The sequence below is a fragment of the Nonomuraea sp. NPDC004702 genome (assembly GCF_053601695.1).
Genome location: NZ_JBSGCE010000003.1, coordinates 1 through 15,877 on the forward strand (window position 1 = coordinate 1; position 15,877 = coordinate 15,877).

The following is a 15,877-nucleotide window of genomic DNA, read 5'->3' on the forward strand; positions in this document are numbered from 1 at the left end:
CTAATCAGCGGGCCGCAGGCGTCGCATTCGGGAAAGGCCCGTGACGCTTGCGTACCAACCGTCACGGCGGTTGGATCGAGGCGGCAGCTGGTCGGGCGGCTCGGCGGGGCGCTGGCCGCCGGGCTGGCCGCCGACGGGCGCTCGCCGCTGGCCGACATCCTGGCCGAGGCCATCTCCGTCACCATGGGCGCCCATGCGGGCACGTGCGACCTGGGCGACCCCGACTCGCCGTCCACGACCGTGGCCATGATGCGCCTGGGCGGGGGAGTGGTGGAGTACCTCGTGCTGGGGGACTCCCCGGTGGTGCTCGCGCGGGCCGACGGCGGGGCCGAGGTCATCGGCGACGACCGGGTGGAGCGGCTGCCGGGCGGGCGGCCGTACTCGGCGGAGCTGGTGCGGCGCATGCGCAACGCCGAGGGCGGGTTCTGGGTGGCCTCCACCCGGCCCGAGGCCGCCGGTCAGGCGGTCAGCGGGGTCGCGGAGGCGTCCGGGCTGCTGGGGGCCGGGCTGTTCACCGACGGGGTGACCCGGCTGGTGGAGTGGTACGGCTGGAGCTGGGAGTCCGTGCTGGCCGAGCTGGCCGGCGGGGGGCCGGGGGCGGTGATCTCGGCCGTACGGGGGCTGGAGGTCGAACGCGGGGCGGTGCGCGGCAAACCCCACGACGACGCCACCGCCCTCTGGGCCGCCTTCCCTTCCCCCTGACTTCGCCCCGCTCCCACGTGACGCCGCCTTCCGTCTGACGCTGCCCCTTCGCCGGTTCGCGGGGGTGGGAATGGCTTGATGGGGGTATGTGATCATGAAAAAATTCTTCGGCAGGTGCATTCGTCCGGCCGGCTGTTGGGGGGCGTCGCCATGAGCTGTGTACCGTGCGGGCGGCCCTAGGGTGCCCGGCGAGGAGCTGGAGGAGGCGTACCGGCTCGGCCGCACCTGCGCCCTGGCCGCCGAGTGCGGCAGGGACCTGCGGCGTTGCGCCCAGCTGTACGACGGCCTATTCCCCGGCACCGCCTTCGACACCGAGTTCTACCAGGCCCTGACGCTCGGCACCGCCTTCAGCGCCCCCTGGGCGGGCGCGGGCGGGCTGAAGGCGGTCAACCGCAGCGCCCTGTGGGTGCTGGCCGTCGGCCGTCTGGTCGACCACACCACCACCACCCGCGAGCAGGTCGACCGGCTGACGCGCGAGTGCGTGGAGGTCGCCGGCGGCGCGGTGCCGCGGTCGCCGGTCACCCGCTTCCTGGCCGACCTGCGTGACGAGCTGGCCACCGTCGAGGGGTTCGGGCCGGCGCAGCGGCTCTGGCACGATCAGCTCGCCCGGACGCTGGCCGGCATGGCCAGGGCCTGGGTGTGGCGGGACTCCAGCGCCGTGCCCACCCTGGAGCGCTACCTCGACAACGCCGACAGCCGCGGCTCCTGCTTCGTGGACCTGTCCCACTGGATCTACACCGGCGACGGCTGGACCAGGGGCCACCTGGACGAGCTGCGGACGGTCAGCCGCCAGGTGCAGCGATACCTGCACCTGCTCGGCGACGTCGCCTCCTACCGCAGGGACCTGAGCTGGGGCGACCTGAACGTGCTGGGGCTCGGGGTCACCGGCGGCGAGGTCACCACGGCGATGGCCGGCCTGGCACGCGAGGCGACCGGCCTGATCGAGGCGTTGCGCGGCTGCAGTCCGCGGACGGCCGCCTACCTAGGCCGACGGATCGGCTTCAACGCCGGCTTCACCGGCATTTCGGACCTGGGCCCAGCAACCTAACGATCTCGTCGAATAAGCTGACAAGCCTCTTGACCGCCCGTCGCCCGCCAGGCGATTTATAGGACTACCGACGATAAATCGTGACATTTGGTTCGTTGTAAAAGTTTATGTCTTGAGTGGAAAATGTGGCGTTGCTAGGGTGGCTCGATGCCAGGCACGGTGTACGGCCTTCACCACGCGCCTTGACAGATTTCACTGACCAGGCGCGAAGGCCACGACGTGCGCGGGACCTGTACGGGCGGTGCTGGATGGAATTCGGTCGCGTCGACCGTTGGCGGCTGCCGACCGCGATCAAGATCTTGATCGCCGGCGGATTCGGCGCGGGCAAGACCACCATGGTCGGCGCCGTCTCCGAGACCCGCCCGCTGCGCACGGAAGAGGCGCTCACCCACGTCGGCACGCACGTCGACGACCTGTCGGGCGTCGAGCGCAAGCTCACCACCACCGTCGCGATGGACTTCGGCCGCATCACCATCCGCGACGACTACATGCTCTACCTGTTCGGCACCCCGGGGCAGGAACGTTTCTGGTTCGTGTGGGACGAGCTGGCCATGGGCGCGCTGGGAGCCGTGGTGCTGGCCGACACCCGCCGCCTGGCCGACTGCTTCCCGGCCGTCGACTACTTCGAGAAGCGCGAGCAGCCGTTCATCATCGCGCTCAACTGCTTCGAGGGCACCCGGCCGTTCACCGTCGGCGAGGTGCGCTCGGCCATCGGGCTGGAACCCGACGTGCCCATCGTGCTGTGCGACGCCCGCAGGCGCGACTCCGGCCGCCAGGTGCTCATCACCCTGGTCGAGCACGCGATGAACCGAGGGGTCGCTCCCGTCGGGACCATGTCGTGACCATCACCGGCTACCTTTGACCGATGGAGGAGATCGACCGCCGGATCGTCACGCTGCTCGCCCACGACGGCCGCATGAGTTTCACCGACCTGGCCAGGGAGACCGGGCTCTCCGTCTCCGCGGTCCACCAGCGCGTACGCCGCCTGGAGAAGCGCGGCGTCGTCCGCGGCTACGCCGCCGTCATCGACCACGACGCGATCGGGCTGCCGCTGACCGCGTTCGTGTCGATCAAGCCCATCGACCCCGCCGCGCCCGACGACGCCCCCGTGCGGCTGGCCCATCTGAGCGCCATCGAGGCCTGCCACAGCGTCGCCGGGGACGAGAGCTACATCCTCAAGGTGCGCGTGGCCTCGCCGGTGGCGCTGGAGGACCTGCTGCAGCAGATCCGCGCCTCGGCCAACGTCTCCACCCGCACCACCGTGGTGCTGAGCACGCCCTACGAGCACCGCGCCCCCGTCGTCGCCCCCGACGTCACGCCCGCCGAGCCCGACCAGAACGCCTCCGCCTGAAGCCCACCGGGCGCCGCCCCCTCGCAGGACCGGCGCCCGTACCCGGCAAGCCGGACACGCACCTCGGCGGCCGGGTCAGCGGGTGACCGGGAGCGCGAAGTGGGAGCGCAGCCGGGCCAGCGCGCTCTCCGGAGCGCCCAGGTGCTCCAGCCCCAGCAGCGCCGCCCCCGCCACCGGCGGCAGGTCGGCCACCACGAGCTCGGCCCGCGGCGCCCTGGCCGCGAACGCCGCCTCCAGCAGCGGCGTCAGCAGCGGGTCCCGGGCCGTCAGCATGCCGCCGCCGAGCACCACCTCGACCGGCGTCCCCAGCAGGCCGAGCCGCCGCAGGCACACCTCGGCCATCACGGTCACCTCCTCGGCCTGCCGCTGGACCAGCGACCGGGCGACCGCGTCCCCGGCCGCCGCGACGGCCAGCACGCCGGGGGCCAGCTCGTGCAGCCGGCCTTCGTCCACGCGCCCGAAGTGCAGGTCGAGCACCAGCTCCTCGACGGTGGCCGTGCCGAAGTGGGCCGTGACCAGCTCCGCCAGGGCCGTCGGCGCGCCGCGGCCGTCCTCGGCGCGCACGGCGTGCCACAGCGCCTCCTCGGCCACGCCCTGGCCGCCGCCCCAGTCGCCGCTGATCCGGCCGAGCGAGGGGAAGCGGGCGACCTGCCCGCCGGGTGAGACGCCGACCGCGTTGATGCCCGCGCCGCACACCACCGCGACCCCCCACGGGGCCGACGTGCCGGCCCGCAGCAGCGCGAAGGTGTCGTTGCGGACCACCACGTCGCCGAACCCGCGGGCGGCGAACTCGGCGGCCAGCGCCTCCTCCTCCACCGGGAAGTCGGCCCCGGCCAGGCAGGCCGACACGTGGTGGAACGCCTGGGCCGGCAGGCCGGTGCGGGCCGCCGCCTCGGCCACCACGTCCACGGCCGCCGCCACGCCCGCGCTCTGCGGCTCGAAGGGACCCGCCCGGCCGGTCGCGACCACCTCGCCGTCGTCCGCGACCACCGCGACGTCGGTCTTGCTGTTGCCGCCGTCGACGGCCAGGAGCAGCCGGGGGCCCGCCACTAGCCCACCGTCCAGGGCAGGTGCTCGCGGTTGGCCGCCAGCAGCAGGCCGGTCAGCTCCTCGGCGACGTCGTCCTGGCCGATCAGCGGGTGCGCCAGCAGGGCGTCGCGCACCCGGTCCGCGCCGCCCCGGCGGGCGGCGTCCAGGGCCAGGGTCTCGTACGCCGACACGTGCGCGATCAGCCCCGCGTACAGCGGCTCGACGGGCGGCACCGGCAGCGGCGCGGCGCCGGCGGCGGTGATGGCCGCGGGCACCTCGATGACGGCGTCGTCGTCCAGGAAGGGCAGGGTGCCCTGGTTGCGCACGTTGACGACCTGGGCGTCGCCCCGGTCGCCGAGCAGCGAGGCGATCAGCGCCACCGCCGACTCGGAGTAGAACGCGCCGCCCCGCCGGTCCAGCAGCTCCGGCTTGGTCACCACCGACGGGTCGCCGTACATCTCCAGCAGCCGCGCCTCCATCTCGGCCACCTCGGCGGCCCGGGACGGCTTGTCGCGCTGCTCGCGCACCACCGCGTCGTGGGCGTAGAAGTAACGCAGGTAGTACGACGGGATGACGCCGAGCCGCCGGATCAGCTCCACCCGCAGCCCGAGGGCTTCGGCGATCTCCTCGCCGGCCCGGTCGATGATGTCGGGCAGCACGTCCCGGCCGTCGAGATGGACCGAACGCTCCCAGCTCAGGTGGTTCAGCCCGACGTGCCCCAGCGAGATGCGGCCGGGGTCGACGCCCAGCCCGGCGGCGAAGCGGCGCTGGAAGCCGATCGCGACGTTGCACAGCCCGATGGCCCGGTGGCCGGCGTCGAGCAGCGCCCTGGTGACGATGCCGACCGGGTTGGTGAAGTCGATGATCCAGGCGTCCGGGGCCTGCCGGCGTACGGTCTCGGCCAGCTCCAGCACGACCGGGACCGTGCGCAGCGCCTTGGCCAGGCCGCCCGCGCCGGTCGTCTCCTGGCCCACGCAGCCGCACTCCAGCGGCAGCGTCTCGTCGACGTTCCTGGCCGCCTGCCCGCCCACCCGGAGCTGGAACAGCACGACCTGGGCCCCCGCGACCCCCTCGGCCAGCGAGGAGGTGGCCAGCACGCGCGCCGGATGCCCGGCGTGCGCCAGCATGCGCCGCGACATCCCCGACACCGGCTCAAGACGGGACGGATCCGGATCGATGAGGGCGATCTCCGTCACGGGCAGCTCGTCACGCAGCCGCGCGAACCCGTCGACCAGCTCCGGCGTGTACGTCGAGCCGCCCCCGACCACGGCGAGTTTCAACCCTTCACTCCTGTCAAGGTCACGCCCTCGATGAAGACTTTCTGGGCGAGGAAGAACACGATGATCACCGGGGCGGTCACCAGCAGGGTGGCGGCCATGGTGAGGTTCCACTGGACGCTGTGGAACGCCTTGAACGTGGCCAGGCCGAGCGAGAGCGTCCAGCCCTCCTGCTCGACGCCGGCGTACAGCAGCGGGCCGTAGTAGTCGTTCCAGCAGTAGAAGAACTGGAACAGGGCGACGGCGGCGACCGCCGGACGGGCCATCGGCAGGATGACCCGCACCAGCGTCCTGAAGTCCGAGCAGCCGTCCACCTTCGCCGCGTCGATGTACTCGCGCGGGATGGTGATCAGGAACTGGCGGAGCAGGAAGATCGAGAACGCGTCGCCGAACAACATCGGCAGGATCAGCGGCCACAGGCTGTCGGTCAGCCCCAGCCGGGCCCACACCAGGTAGATCGGCACCGCGATGACCTGCGGCGGCAGCATCATGGCGGTGATCACCAGCAGGAACGCCGCCCGGCGTCCCCGGAAGCGGAAGCGGGCCAGCGCGTAGGCCACCGGGATCGAGGAGGCCAGCGTGAAGACCGTGCCGAGGCCGGCGTACAGCAGCGTGTTGATCCCCCAGCGCAGCAGCTTCGACTTCTCGAACACCACCACGAAGTTGTCGAAGTTCCACGTGCGCGGCCACAGGTCGCCGGTCAGCGCCTGCTCGTCGGTCATCAGCGCGGTCAGCGTCAGGAACACCACCGGCGCCAGGAACATCAGGGCCAGCACGATCGCCGTCGCGTGCGTGGCGATCCACATCAGCGTGCGCCGCCGCCGCGCCCTGACCCCCTGCCGCCGCGCGGGGGCCGCGGGCGGGGCGGGGGCGGTCATGGTCGCGCTCATATCGCCTCCTCGGCCCGGCGGAACTGCCGCAGCAGGATCAACGTGAAGATCATCGACGTGGCGAACAGCAGCAGCGCCAGCACGCACGCGTAGCCCATCGTCCAGTCGCGGAAGCCCGACTGGAAGAGCCACTGAGGCAGCGTCAGCAGCGACTCGTCCGGGTAGCCGGGGGTGAAGGTGGAGCCGGGGGAGTCGGTCGCGCCCGAGGCCACCCGGGAGGCGATCATCGCCTGGGTGAAGTACTGCAGGGCGTAGATGACGTTGGTGACCAGGGCGAACATCAGCACCGGCGCGATCGTCGGCAGCGTCACGCTGCGGAACTGCCGCCAGGCACCGGCGCCGTCGATGGCGGCGGCCTCGTACAGGTGCCGGGGGACGTCCAGCAGCGCCGCCATGAAGATCACGGCGAGCTGGCCGCAGCTCCACAGCGACAGCAGCGTCAGGCTCGGCTTGGACCAGGCCGGGTCGCCGAACCAGTCGGGCCCGTGGATGCCGAACAGGGCCAGGAACTTGTTCCACGGCCCGGTGGCCGGGTTCATCAGGAAGACGAAGGTGATCGTCCCGGCCGCCAGCGGGACCAGCGACGGCAGGTAGAAGATCGTCCGCAGCACGCCGACGCCGGCCTTGAGCCGGACCACGAGCTGCGCCAGGGCCAGGGAGAACAGCACCGTGGCCGGCACCATGATCGCCACCAGCCACAGCGTGTTCTTGGCCGACATCGCGACCCGCGGGTCGTGCAGCAGGTAGGCGTAGTTGTCCAGCCCGATGAACTCCGGCGTGCTGGTCATGTCGTAGCGGTAGAAGGAGAAGTACACCGTGGACAGCAGCGGATAGACGAAGAAGATCGACACTCCGGCGATCCACGGCGACAACCACAGCAGGGCGCGCAGGCCCTCGCCGCGCCGCCTCGGCGGCGCGGCGTGGGGGGAGGAGGCCATCGCCGATCAGCCCCCGGACAGCTTCAGCTTGTCGTCGATCTGCTTGTCCACGCCCTTGAGCCCGGCGTCGAGGTCGGTGACCGCGCCCTTCTCCCACTTGACGACGAAGGTCGCCAGCGCCTCCTGGTTGAACACGCTGTTGACGCTCGGCGGCAGCGTCGAGGTCTTGGGATGGGAGAAGACGTCGAGGAAGGTGGCGAAGTTCGCGTCCTTGGCCAGGTCGGGCGATTCCATCGCGGCCTTGGTTGTGGGCACGTTGCGCAGGGCGTTGGAGAGCGTCACCAGCGAGCTGGTGTCGGTGGTCAGGTACTTGACCAGCTCCCAGGCCTGCTGCGGGTTCTTGGCGCCCTTGGGGACGCCGATGACGGTGCCGGCGGTGAAGCCGCTGCCGTACAGGTCGGGCTTGTCGTCGGCGACCGGCAGGGGAGCGGTGGCGTAGTCGAGCTTCTTGGCGTCGTTGGCGATCATGGCGTTGCGCCATTCGCCGTCCAGCACCATCGCGATCTTGCCCTTGTAGAACGGGTGGTCGGCGCTCCACTCGTCGCCCAGGCTCTTGCGGAACTTCTCCAGCTTGTCGTAGCCGTACCAGTCGATGAGGTCCTTCTGCCAGCGCAGCAGGGCCTTCCACGCCGGGTCGGTGCCGATGGCCGAGGTGCCGTCGGCGTTGTACCAGGTGGCGCCGACCATGGGGGCCAGGTGGCTGGGGCTGTTCTCGTAGTACTGCGTGCTGGGGACGAACCCGGCCACCTTGATGTCGCCGTTCGCGTCCCGCACGGTCAGCTTCTTGGCCAGCTCGGCCAGCTCGGTCAGCGTCTTGGGCGGCTGGTTGCCCTTCATCAGGGCCTTGTTGTAGTAGAGGCCGTACGCGTCGGCCAGCAGCGGCAGCGTGCACTGCCGGCCGCCGAAGCCGGTGTAGGTACGCGCCACCTCGGGCAGCACCGACAGGTCGATGCCGTCCTGCTTGATGACCGGGGTGAGGTCCTGGAACGATCCCGACCTGCACCACTGGGCGACGTTGTCCGTCGTGAACGAGGCCGCCACGTCCGGCGCGTTGCCGCCCCGGATGGCCTGCGTGATCTGGTCGTCCTGGACGCCCTTGGTGGCCTTGACGGTGATCTGCGGGAACTTGGCGTGGAACCCGGCGATGGCCTGCTCGAACGCCTTGACCTCGGCGTCGGTGGAGAATCCGTGCCAGAGCTGGATGGTGGCCGCCGGGAGGGCCGCGGAGGCCGAGCCCGAGGGTCTTGGCTGGGAGCCGAGCGAGGGCCCGGCCTCCCTGCCGGCGGTGCAGGCGGCGAGCGCGAGGATCGCGACGGCCGCCAGGGGGACGAAGCGCACGGGGGGTGCCTCCTACCGCTGGGGGATCATGAAGGGAGGGTGGAACGGGATGGAGAAAGAGGCTCTAGGAAGGGACGGTCGAGCTGAAGACCTCGTCGCGCACGGTGTCCAGGGCCAGGTCGAGCGCGCCGGCCAGCACCGGGTTGCCCTCCACGTGCGACAGCCGCACGACGGGGCGGGGGATGGTGAGGGCGTGCAGCTCGTGCTCGACCAGCTCGCGCAGCGGCTCGCCGCCCGACAGCACGACGCCGCCGGTCAGCACGATCAGGCCGGGGTCGATGACGGAGGTGATGGCCGCCAGGCCCACCGCCAGGCGGGCGGCGATGTCGCGCAGCCCCGCCCTGGCGTCGTCGGCCTTCTGCCCAGAGCCCTCCGACACGCGTACCGCCTTGGCGATGGCCTGGCGGAAGTCGGTGCCGTGCACGCCGTAGGAGCGCAGCAGCCGCAGCACGGCCGGGCCGCCGGTGAGCGCCTGGTAGCCGTGGTTGGCGTAGCGGCCGGCCTCGCGGGCCGTCGGCGCGCCCGGGGTCGGCATGTACCCGACCTCGCCCGCGCCGCCGGTCGCGCCCCTGTGCATGCGCCCGCCGAGCACGATGGCCGAGCCGATGCCCTCGTCGGCCCACAGCAGCACGAAGTCGGAGTGCCCGCGCGCCGCGCCGTGCGCCTGCTCGGCCAGGGCGACGAGGTTGACGTTGTTCTCCACGTCCACGGCCGTGCCGAGACCCGCGCTGAGGGTGGGCACGAGGTCGTCGATCTGCCAGCCGGGCACGTCCTTGGCGGCGGCGTAGCCGAGCCGGCCGGTGGCCGGGTCGATCGCCGCCTGCACGCCGATCACGACCCGGCGCAGCTTGTCCGGCGGGTTCGCGCCGGCCAGCGCCGCGCCCAGCCGGTCGACCAGCTCGCCGCCCGGCCGCCGGGGCGTGGGCAGCGTGTACGAGCCCACGACCGTGCCGGTGATGTCGGCGACGCGGGCCTCGATGCGGTCGGGGGTGACGTCGAGGGCGCCCACGTGGGCCGCCGCCGGGTTGATCCGGTAGACCTCGGCGGTACGGCCCGGCAGGCCCTCCCTGATGCCGTCCAGGATCACCAGCCCGGCGTCCTGAAGGCGCGACAGCAGCTGGGAGGCGGTGGGCTTGGACAGGCCCGTCAGAGCGCCCAGCTCCGGGCGGGTCAGCGACCCGCGCTCAAGGAGCGCCCGCAGGGCCGCGCGGTCGTTGATCGCGCGCAGCAGGCTGGGCGTTCCCGGAACCGGACCGCTCATCAGGAGGACTCCTTCGACGAAGTTAGGAAACTTTCCTAACTCGTGAACATAGGGAGTTCTCCCATACTGGTCAAGAGGGCGAAACCAAGCCGTGACCCGGAAGGGGGAAGGGAAGATGGGAGTGCCTCGACAGGCGTGCTAATGTCATCGTTTGTCGCAACAACAAGCAGAATGGCCCGGAGTGTCCCATTAACCACAATAATGGTCAGGCGGCAACTCGTCAAACGGAGCTCGCCAAGGAGCAGTCCTACGTCACCGGTCTGTACGACCGCCTCGACGAGCTGCGCGAGCGCACCCAGCGCCGGCTCAAGGAGGTGCTGGCCACGGGCGCCGTCGGCACGATGCAGAACAGATCCGAGCGCGACTCCTTCGCCGACATGTACGCCGGGCGGCTGGCCCGGCTCTGGGCGGTGGAGCGCGGCCTGGTTTTCGGCCGGCTCGACCACGTCGAGGAGGGCCGGCTCTACATCGGCAAGCTCGGCCTCACCGACGACGAGCAACGACGCCTGCTCATCGACTGGCGCGCGCCCGTCGCGCAGCCGTTCTACCGCGCCACCCCCGCCGCGCCCATGGGCGTGACCAGGCGCCGCCACCTGCAGACCAGGGAGCGCAGCGTCGTCGGCGTCGACGACGACCTGCTCGACCTCGACGCGCTCACCGAGGACGACCGCGCCACCCTCAACGGCGAGGCCGCGCTGCTGGCCGCCCTCGACGAGCGCCGCACCGGCCGGATGCGCGACATCGTCGCCACCATCCAGGCCGAGCAGGACCGCGTCATCCGCAGCGACCTCAACGGCGTCCTGGTCGTGCAGGGCGGCCCCGGCACGGGCAAGACCGTCGTGGCCCTGCACCGGGCCGCCTACCTGCTCTACACCCACCGGGAGCGCCTGGAGCGCCGGGGCGTGCTCATCCTCGGCCCCAACCTCACCTTCCTGCGCTACATCGAGCAGGTCCTGCCCTCGCTCGGCGAGACCGACGTGCTGCTGTCCACCGTGGGCGAGCTGTACCCGGGCGTGACCGCCACCCGGCGCGACCGTCCGGAGGTGGCCGCGGTCAAGGGCGACGCGCGGATGGCCCAGGTGATCGAGCGCGCGGTGCGCGAGCGGCAGAAGGTGCCGCGCAAGCCCATCGAGCTGACGATGGGCCGGCTGACGCTCACCGTCGACCGCGCCATGCTCGACGCGGCCAAGAACAAGGCCGTGCGCTCGCGCCGCCCGCACAACCAGGCGCGCGCCGTGTTCGTCAGGTCGCTGCTGAACGCGCTGGCCCGGCAGCAGGCCCGCAAGATCGGCAAGGGGCTCATCGACGACGACGAGCTGGCCGACCTGCGCGAGGAGCTGCGGACCGAGCCGGTGGTCAAGGCGGCGCTCAACCGGCTGTGGCCGTACCTGACGCCCCAGCGGCTGCTGCTCGGCCTGTACGGGTCGCCCGAGCGGCTCGACGCGGCGGGGGGCGTCCTCAGCCCCGCGGAGAGGGCGCTGCTGCGCCGCGACTCGGCCGAGTGGACCGACTCCGACGTGCCGCTGCTGGACGAGGCCGCCGAGCTGCTGGGCGACATCGACGAGCACGTGCTGCGCGCCTCGGCGATGCAGGCCGAGGAGGAGCTGGCCGCGGCCCGCCAGGCCGAGGAGCACCAGCGCGAGGCCGAGCTGGCCTACGCGCGCGAGGTGCTGGAGCTGACCGGCCTGTCCGACGTCATGGAGGCCGAGCGGCTGGCCGAGCGCCAGCGCGGCGACGGCCCCTACCTCACCACCGCCGAACGCGCCGCCGCCGACCGCACCTGGGCCTACGGGCACGTGATCGTGGACGAGGCGCAGGAGCTGTCGCCGATGGCCTGGCGGGCGGTCATGCGGCGCTGCCCGACGCGGTCGATGACGATCGTCGGCGACATCGCCCAGACCGGCTCGGCGGCGGGCGCGCGCTCGTGGGCGCAGGTGCTGGACCCGTACGTGGCCGGGCGCTGGCGTCAGGAGCGGCTGACGGTCAACTATCGCACGCCCGTGGAGCTCATGGAGGTGGCCGCGCGGGTGCTGGCCACCATCGACCCGGCCCTGGAGGCGCCGACGTCCGTGCGCGAGCTCGGCGCGCGGCCCTGGTCGGCGCCGCTGCCCGCGCTGCCCGAGCTGGCCAGGTCCGAGGTCGGGGAGGGCGGCAAGGTCGCCGTGGTGGTGCCCGACGCGCTGCTGGACACGCTCGGCGCGCGGCTGGTCGCGGCCGTGGAGGGCGCCGCGGTGGTCACGCCCGGCGCCGGACGGGCCGCCGGGGCCGCCGCCCTCGACGCGCCCCTCGCGGTGATGGGCGTGGCCGACGCCAAGGGCCTGGAGTTCGACTCGGTGATCGTGGCCGAGCCGGACCTCATCGCCGCCCAGTCGCCACGCGGGCCGAGCGACCTGTATGTTGCTCTGACGCGTGCCACGCAACGGCTGGGCGTCGTCCACGAAGGGCCGTTGTCGCAGGCGCTGTCGGGCCTGCCGGGCAGGTCCCCGACGTCGGCAAATGGGCTTTGACCCGCTTTACGACGGCAGGCCGAACATGTCCCACCTGCGGAAACTTGATGTTCCCGCTGATCGGGACACGGTTGACATCTGAGGTGGAGTCGGTAGTTTGCTGCGCAGTCCAGCACGGGACTTGGCCGGTTGGCCGTCTCTGACATCGCCGGATCCTGCGTCCGTGACGGAGCGTGACTTCGTCCACACAGCCAGGTGCAGGGCCGTCGGTCCGTCGAGTCGGGGCACCCCAACCGGTTGGGGGGTTGGACCCGGGACGGGTCCGGGAGCCCAGTAGACAACGGAATTCCGCGCTCGCCGCCGACGAGACGGGTCCGGTCCGAAGGGTTTCCGGGCCCTCTTCCCGCTCTCGTGCGCAGGATCGCGGATCGCGCCGGGTGATCCCGTCCCAACGGGATCACCCAGCCGGCCGCCTGTGAGCGGTCGTTTTCGATCTCCGCGTGCGCCGCTGGCTTGAGCGCGGTCCCGGGGCGGTAGCGTTTTCGCAAGCAGGCGTGCGATTTTGCGAGGAGACCCGGCGTGGTTCAGGACAAGACGAGCGTTCCGCCCGTCCCCGGGCGCGAACCGGCTCCCGAGGCGGACGCCACCGCCGCCGAGACCGCCTCCTCTGCGGGTGAGAGCGATCGCGCCAAGGGCGAGGGCCGGTGGGTGCTCGTCGCGCGGGTCGCGGCCATGGTCGCCGGCGGGCTGCTGCTCTACACCGCCTTCCCGCCGCTCGACTGGTGGCTGTGCGCGCCGGTCGGCATCGGGCTGATCGTCGCCGGCCTCTACCGCGCCCGTCCCCGGCGCGCCGCGTGGCTGGGTTATCTGGGCGCCGCCGTGTTCCTGTTCCCGGCCCTGGCCTGGGTGCGCACGATCGGTGACGACGTCTGGGTCATGCTGGTGGCCACCGAGAGCGTGTTCTACGCCGTCATGGCCGCCCTGGCGGCCCTGGTGTTCCGGCTGCGGCTGTGGCCGCTGTGGTTCGGCGCGCTGTGGGTGATGATGGAGTGGGCCCGCGGCCTGGTGCCCGTCGGCGGCTTCCCGTGGGCGCGGGTGGCCTTCAGCCAGGGCGAGTCGCTGTTCACCTCCTACGCCGCGCTGGGCGGCGCGCCGCTGGTGTCCTTCGCCGTCACGCTGTGCGGCGCCCTGCTGGCCCACGCCGTCCTGGTGCGGCCCACTGCGGACAAAGCCGCGGGCAAAGCCGCGGACGAGGCCGTGAACAGAGCGGTGCGCAGGGTCGTCCCGGTGGCCGCGGCGCTGGCCGTGCCGCTGCTCACGCTGGCCATCCCGAGGCCGGGCGACGAGGGGCGCTCGATCAACGTCGGCATCGTGCAGGGCAACGTCCCGGGGCGGGGCATGCACCCGCTCGGCGACGAGCCGGCCGTCGTCCTGCGCAACCACGCCGAGGAGACCAAACGCCTGGCCGACGCCGTGCGCGCCGGGGCCCTGCCCAAGCCCGACATCGTCGTCCTGCCCGAGAACTCCACCGACATCGACCCCTACACCAGCGCCTTCGCCCGCCAGGTCATCGACGAGTCGGTCAAGTACGTCGGCGTCCCCACCCTGGTCGGCGCCGTCGTGGCCATCGGCGACGAGCACCGCGCCACGCGCAGCCTGGTGTGGGACCCGGTGAGCGGTCCCGGCGCCTACTACGACAAGCAGCACCTGGTGCCGTTCGGGGAGTACACGCCGTTCAAGGAGATCGTGCTGGCCCTGTGGGAGCGGGCCAACCTGGTCGGCCGCCAGTCGGTCGCGGGCACCGAGCCGGGCGACCTGAAGCTCGGCCCGGTCACCATCGGCGCGGTCAACTGCTACGAGGTGGCCTACGACGACACCGTGCGCGGCACCGTGCGCGCCGGCGGCACCCCGCTGGTGGTGCAGACCAACAACGCCAGCTACGCGCTGTCCAACCTGCCCCCGCAGCAGCTCGCGATGTCCAAGCTGCGGGCCGTCGAGCACAACAGGGCCGTCGTCACGGCCGCCACGACCGGGATCTCCGCATATGTCACGCCTGACGGTAAGGTCTCCTGGCAGACCCGTGAACTTGTCCCTGACATGAACGTGGTCAAGGTGCCCGTACGCACCCAGGAAACGATCGCCACAAAGGTGGGCGAGCTTCCTGAATGGGCATTGATGTTGATGGGAGCGGTGGCTGTGGGAGTCGCCGCACGGCGCGGCAGGCGAGGCGACCGAATGGGGAACGGCTCATGATGGAGACTGTCGGCCGGGTGCTCGTCGTCGTCCCGACCTACAACGAGCGCGACAACCTGCCCGCGATCGTCGAGCGGGTGCGCGCCGCCGTGCCGGACGCCCACGTGCTGGTGGCCGACGACAACAGCCCCGACGGCACCGGCGAGGTCGCCGACGCCCTGGCCGAGGCCGACGAGCACGTCCACGTGCTGCACCGGCCGGGCAAGCAGGGGCTCGGCGCGGCCTACATCGCCGGGTTCCGCTGGGGCCTGGGCGAGGGCTACGACGTGCTGGTCGAGATGGACGCCGACGGCTCCCACCAGCCCGAGGAGCTGCCCAAGCTGCTGCAGGCGCTGGCCGACGGCGCCGACCTGGCGATCGGCTCCCGCTACGTGCCCGGCGGCAAGGTGGTCAACTGGCCCCACCGGCGCGAGCTGCTGTCCAAGGGCGCCAACATCTACACCCGGGTGATGCTCGGCCTGCCGGTGCGCGACGCCACCGCCGGTTTCCGCGCCTACCGGGCCGCCACGCTGGAGAAGGTGGGCCTGGCCGGGGTCGAGTCGCAGGGCTACTGCTTCCAGGTCGACCTCACGCTCCGCACGTCCCGGCACGGGCTGCGGGTGGTGGAGGTGCCGATCACGTTCGTCGAGCGCACGGTCGGCAAGAGCAAGATGAACGGCAAGGTCATGTCCGAGGCGCTGTGGCGCATCGGCATGTGGGGCGTCACCGGCCTGCCGCGCCGCCTGCGCCGCACCCGCGGCTGACCGGCGGCTGACGGGCCCCCGAGGATCCGCGCCCAGGAACGCGCGCGGCCCGCCGGACGTTGTTCCTGATGTACGTGTGCGCGGAATCGAGGAAACGATGCGGCTGCTGCTGTTGCTGGCCCTGCTGGGCGTCCCGGTGCTGGAGGTCTGGCTGCTGATCCAGGTCGGATCGATGATCGGCGGATGGCCGACAGTCGGCCTGCTCGTCGCGGGCAGCCTGCTGGGCGCCTGGCTGGTGCGCCGTGAGGGCCGCCGGGTCTGGCGGCGTCTGCAGGCGGCGCTGTCGGAGGGCCGGGTGCCCGACCGGGAGCTGGCCGACGGTGGCCTGGTGCTGGCCGGCGGCGCCCTGCTGATGATCCCGGGCTTCTTCACCGACGTCGTCGGCTTCGTCTTCGTGCTGCCCTTCACCCGGCCGCTGATGCGGCGGCTGGCGTCGTCGTTCTTCGACCGGCGGGTCAAGCGGGTGGCGGCGGCCTCGCCGTACGCGAACATGTTCCCGTCGGCGCCCGGCGTGGACCGGGCCCCGCAGGGCGGCAAGGTCGTGCACGGCGAGGTCATCCGCGGCGAGGTCATCCACGACGACCGCGACGCCTGACGGCG

At 72.1% G+C, this 15,877-nt stretch carries 14 protein-coding genes; 8 read left to right on the forward strand and 6 right to left on the reverse strand.

All coding sequences use genetic code 11. The features are described 5' to 3' along the window. The 4 genes from ACWEJ6_RS04870 to ACWEJ6_RS04885 form a co-directional block, all read left to right on the forward strand. Nucleotides 1-702 (forward strand): protein phosphatase 2C domain-containing protein (locus ACWEJ6_RS04870; RefSeq protein ID WP_452421317.1); only part of this gene is annotated, 702 nt, incomplete at its 5' end. A gap of 181 nt (nucleotides 703-883) precedes the next feature. Continuing rightward, nucleotides 884-1,750 carry a terpene synthase family protein gene (locus ACWEJ6_RS04875; RefSeq protein ID WP_452421319.1) on the forward strand — a complete coding sequence of 289 codons (867 nt, stop codon included), beginning with the start codon at nucleotides 884-886 and terminating at the stop codon, nucleotides 1,748-1,750. Nucleotides 1,751-1,998: 248 nt separating this feature from the next. Next, nucleotides 1,999-2,592, forward strand: a complete 594-nt coding sequence (locus ACWEJ6_RS04880; RefSeq protein WP_352326803.1) for a GTP-binding protein — start codon at nucleotides 1,999-2,001, stop codon at nucleotides 2,590-2,592. Between the two features lie 23 nt (nucleotides 2,593-2,615). After that, complete coding sequence (locus tag ACWEJ6_RS04885; RefSeq protein WP_358007428.1) at nucleotides 2,616-3,101, forward strand: Lrp/AsnC family transcriptional regulator; 486 nt, start codon at nucleotides 2,616-2,618, stop codon at nucleotides 3,099-3,101. A gap of 75 nt (nucleotides 3,102-3,176) precedes the next feature. Here ACWEJ6_RS04885 and ACWEJ6_RS04890 read toward each other — a convergent pair whose 3' ends face one another. The 6 genes from ACWEJ6_RS04890 to ACWEJ6_RS04915 form a co-directional block, all read right to left on the reverse strand. Continuing rightward, on the reverse strand, nucleotides 3,177-4,151 hold the full coding sequence (locus tag ACWEJ6_RS04890) for an N-acetylglucosamine kinase (protein ID WP_452421321.1): 975 nt from the start codon (nucleotides 4,149-4,151) through the stop codon (nucleotides 3,177-3,179). Next, nucleotides 4,151-5,410, reverse strand: a complete 1,260-nt coding sequence (locus ACWEJ6_RS04895; RefSeq protein WP_452421323.1) for a family 4 glycosyl hydrolase — start codon at nucleotides 5,408-5,410, stop codon at nucleotides 4,151-4,153. Before ACWEJ6_RS04895 ends, ACWEJ6_RS04890 begins: the two co-directional genes overlap by 1 nt. After that, complete coding sequence (locus ACWEJ6_RS04900) at nucleotides 5,407-6,297, reverse strand: carbohydrate ABC transporter permease (protein ID WP_352350803.1); 891 nt, start codon at nucleotides 6,295-6,297, stop codon at nucleotides 5,407-5,409. The genes ACWEJ6_RS04895 and ACWEJ6_RS04900 overlap by 4 nt, the downstream gene beginning before the upstream one ends. Next, the gene (locus ACWEJ6_RS04905; RefSeq protein ID WP_387675424.1) at nucleotides 6,294-7,235 is read right to left on the reverse strand and encodes a carbohydrate ABC transporter permease; all 942 of its coding nucleotides are present in this window, start codon (nucleotides 7,233-7,235) and stop codon (nucleotides 6,294-6,296) included. Before ACWEJ6_RS04905 ends, ACWEJ6_RS04900 begins: the two co-directional genes overlap by 4 nt. Before the next feature lie 6 nt (nucleotides 7,236-7,241). Beyond that, a complete protein-coding gene (locus ACWEJ6_RS04910) occupies nucleotides 7,242-8,573 on the reverse strand; it encodes an ABC transporter substrate-binding protein (RefSeq protein WP_387675422.1) in 1,332 nt (443 codons plus the stop codon). Nucleotides 8,574-8,637: 64 nt separating this feature from the next. Further along, complete coding sequence (locus ACWEJ6_RS04915; protein ID WP_387675420.1) at nucleotides 8,638-9,834, reverse strand: ROK family transcriptional regulator; 1,197 nt, start codon at nucleotides 9,832-9,834, stop codon at nucleotides 8,638-8,640. 314 nt (nucleotides 9,835-10,148) lie between these two features. Between ACWEJ6_RS04915 and ACWEJ6_RS04920 the strand changes: the two genes are divergently transcribed. The 4 genes from ACWEJ6_RS04920 to ACWEJ6_RS04935 all read left to right on the forward strand — a co-directional run bounded on the left by ACWEJ6_RS04920 (nucleotide 10,149) and on the right by ACWEJ6_RS04935 (nucleotide 15,872). Beyond that, the gene (locus ACWEJ6_RS04920; RefSeq protein ID WP_387675417.1) at nucleotides 10,149-12,341 is read left to right on the forward strand and encodes a HelD family protein; all 2,193 of its coding nucleotides are present in this window, start codon (nucleotides 10,149-10,151) and stop codon (nucleotides 12,339-12,341) included. A 519-nt stretch (nucleotides 12,342-12,860) separates the two neighbouring features. Further along, a complete protein-coding gene (lnt, locus tag ACWEJ6_RS04925) occupies nucleotides 12,861-14,534 on the forward strand; it encodes an apolipoprotein N-acyltransferase (protein WP_452421326.1) in 1,674 nt (557 codons plus the stop codon). Then, nucleotides 14,531-15,277, forward strand: a complete 747-nt coding sequence (locus ACWEJ6_RS04930) for a polyprenol monophosphomannose synthase (protein ID WP_358286574.1) — start codon at nucleotides 14,531-14,533, stop codon at nucleotides 15,275-15,277. Before lnt ends, ACWEJ6_RS04930 begins: the two co-directional genes overlap by 4 nt. Nucleotides 15,278-15,374: 97 nt before the next feature. After that, entirely contained in the window at nucleotides 15,375-15,872 is a 498-nt protein-coding gene (locus tag ACWEJ6_RS04935) for an FxsA family protein (RefSeq protein ID WP_364337293.1), read from the forward strand. Nucleotides 15,873-15,877: the final 5 nt, after the last annotated feature.

What these genes read in the sequence shown, in the direction of transcription:
- ACWEJ6_RS04880 (WP_352326803.1), top strand. Translation starts at nt 1,999, where the DNA reads ATGGAATTCGGTCGCGTCGACCGTTGGCGGCTGCCGACCGCGATCAAG.
- ACWEJ6_RS04885 (WP_358007428.1), top strand. Translation starts at nt 2,616, where the DNA reads ATGGAGGAGATCGACCGCCGGATCGTCACGCTGCTCGCCCACGACGGC.
- ACWEJ6_RS04900 (WP_352350803.1), bottom strand. Translation starts at nt 6,297, where the DNA reads ATGAGCGCGACCATGACCGCCCCCGCCCCGCCCGCGGCCCCCGCGCGG.
- ACWEJ6_RS04905 (WP_387675424.1), bottom strand. Translation starts at nt 7,235, where the DNA reads ATGGCCTCCTCCCCCCACGCCGCGCCGCCGAGGCGGCGCGGCGAGGGC.
- ACWEJ6_RS04915 (WP_387675420.1), bottom strand. Translation starts at nt 9,834, where the DNA reads ATGAGCGGTCCGGTTCCGGGAACGCCCAGCCTGCTGCGCGCGATCAAC.
- ACWEJ6_RS04930 (WP_358286574.1), top strand. Translation starts at nt 14,531, where the DNA reads ATGATGGAGACTGTCGGCCGGGTGCTCGTCGTCGTCCCGACCTACAAC.
- ACWEJ6_RS04935 (WP_364337293.1), top strand. Translation starts at nt 15,375, where the DNA reads ATGCGGCTGCTGCTGTTGCTGGCCCTGCTGGGCGTCCCGGTGCTGGAG.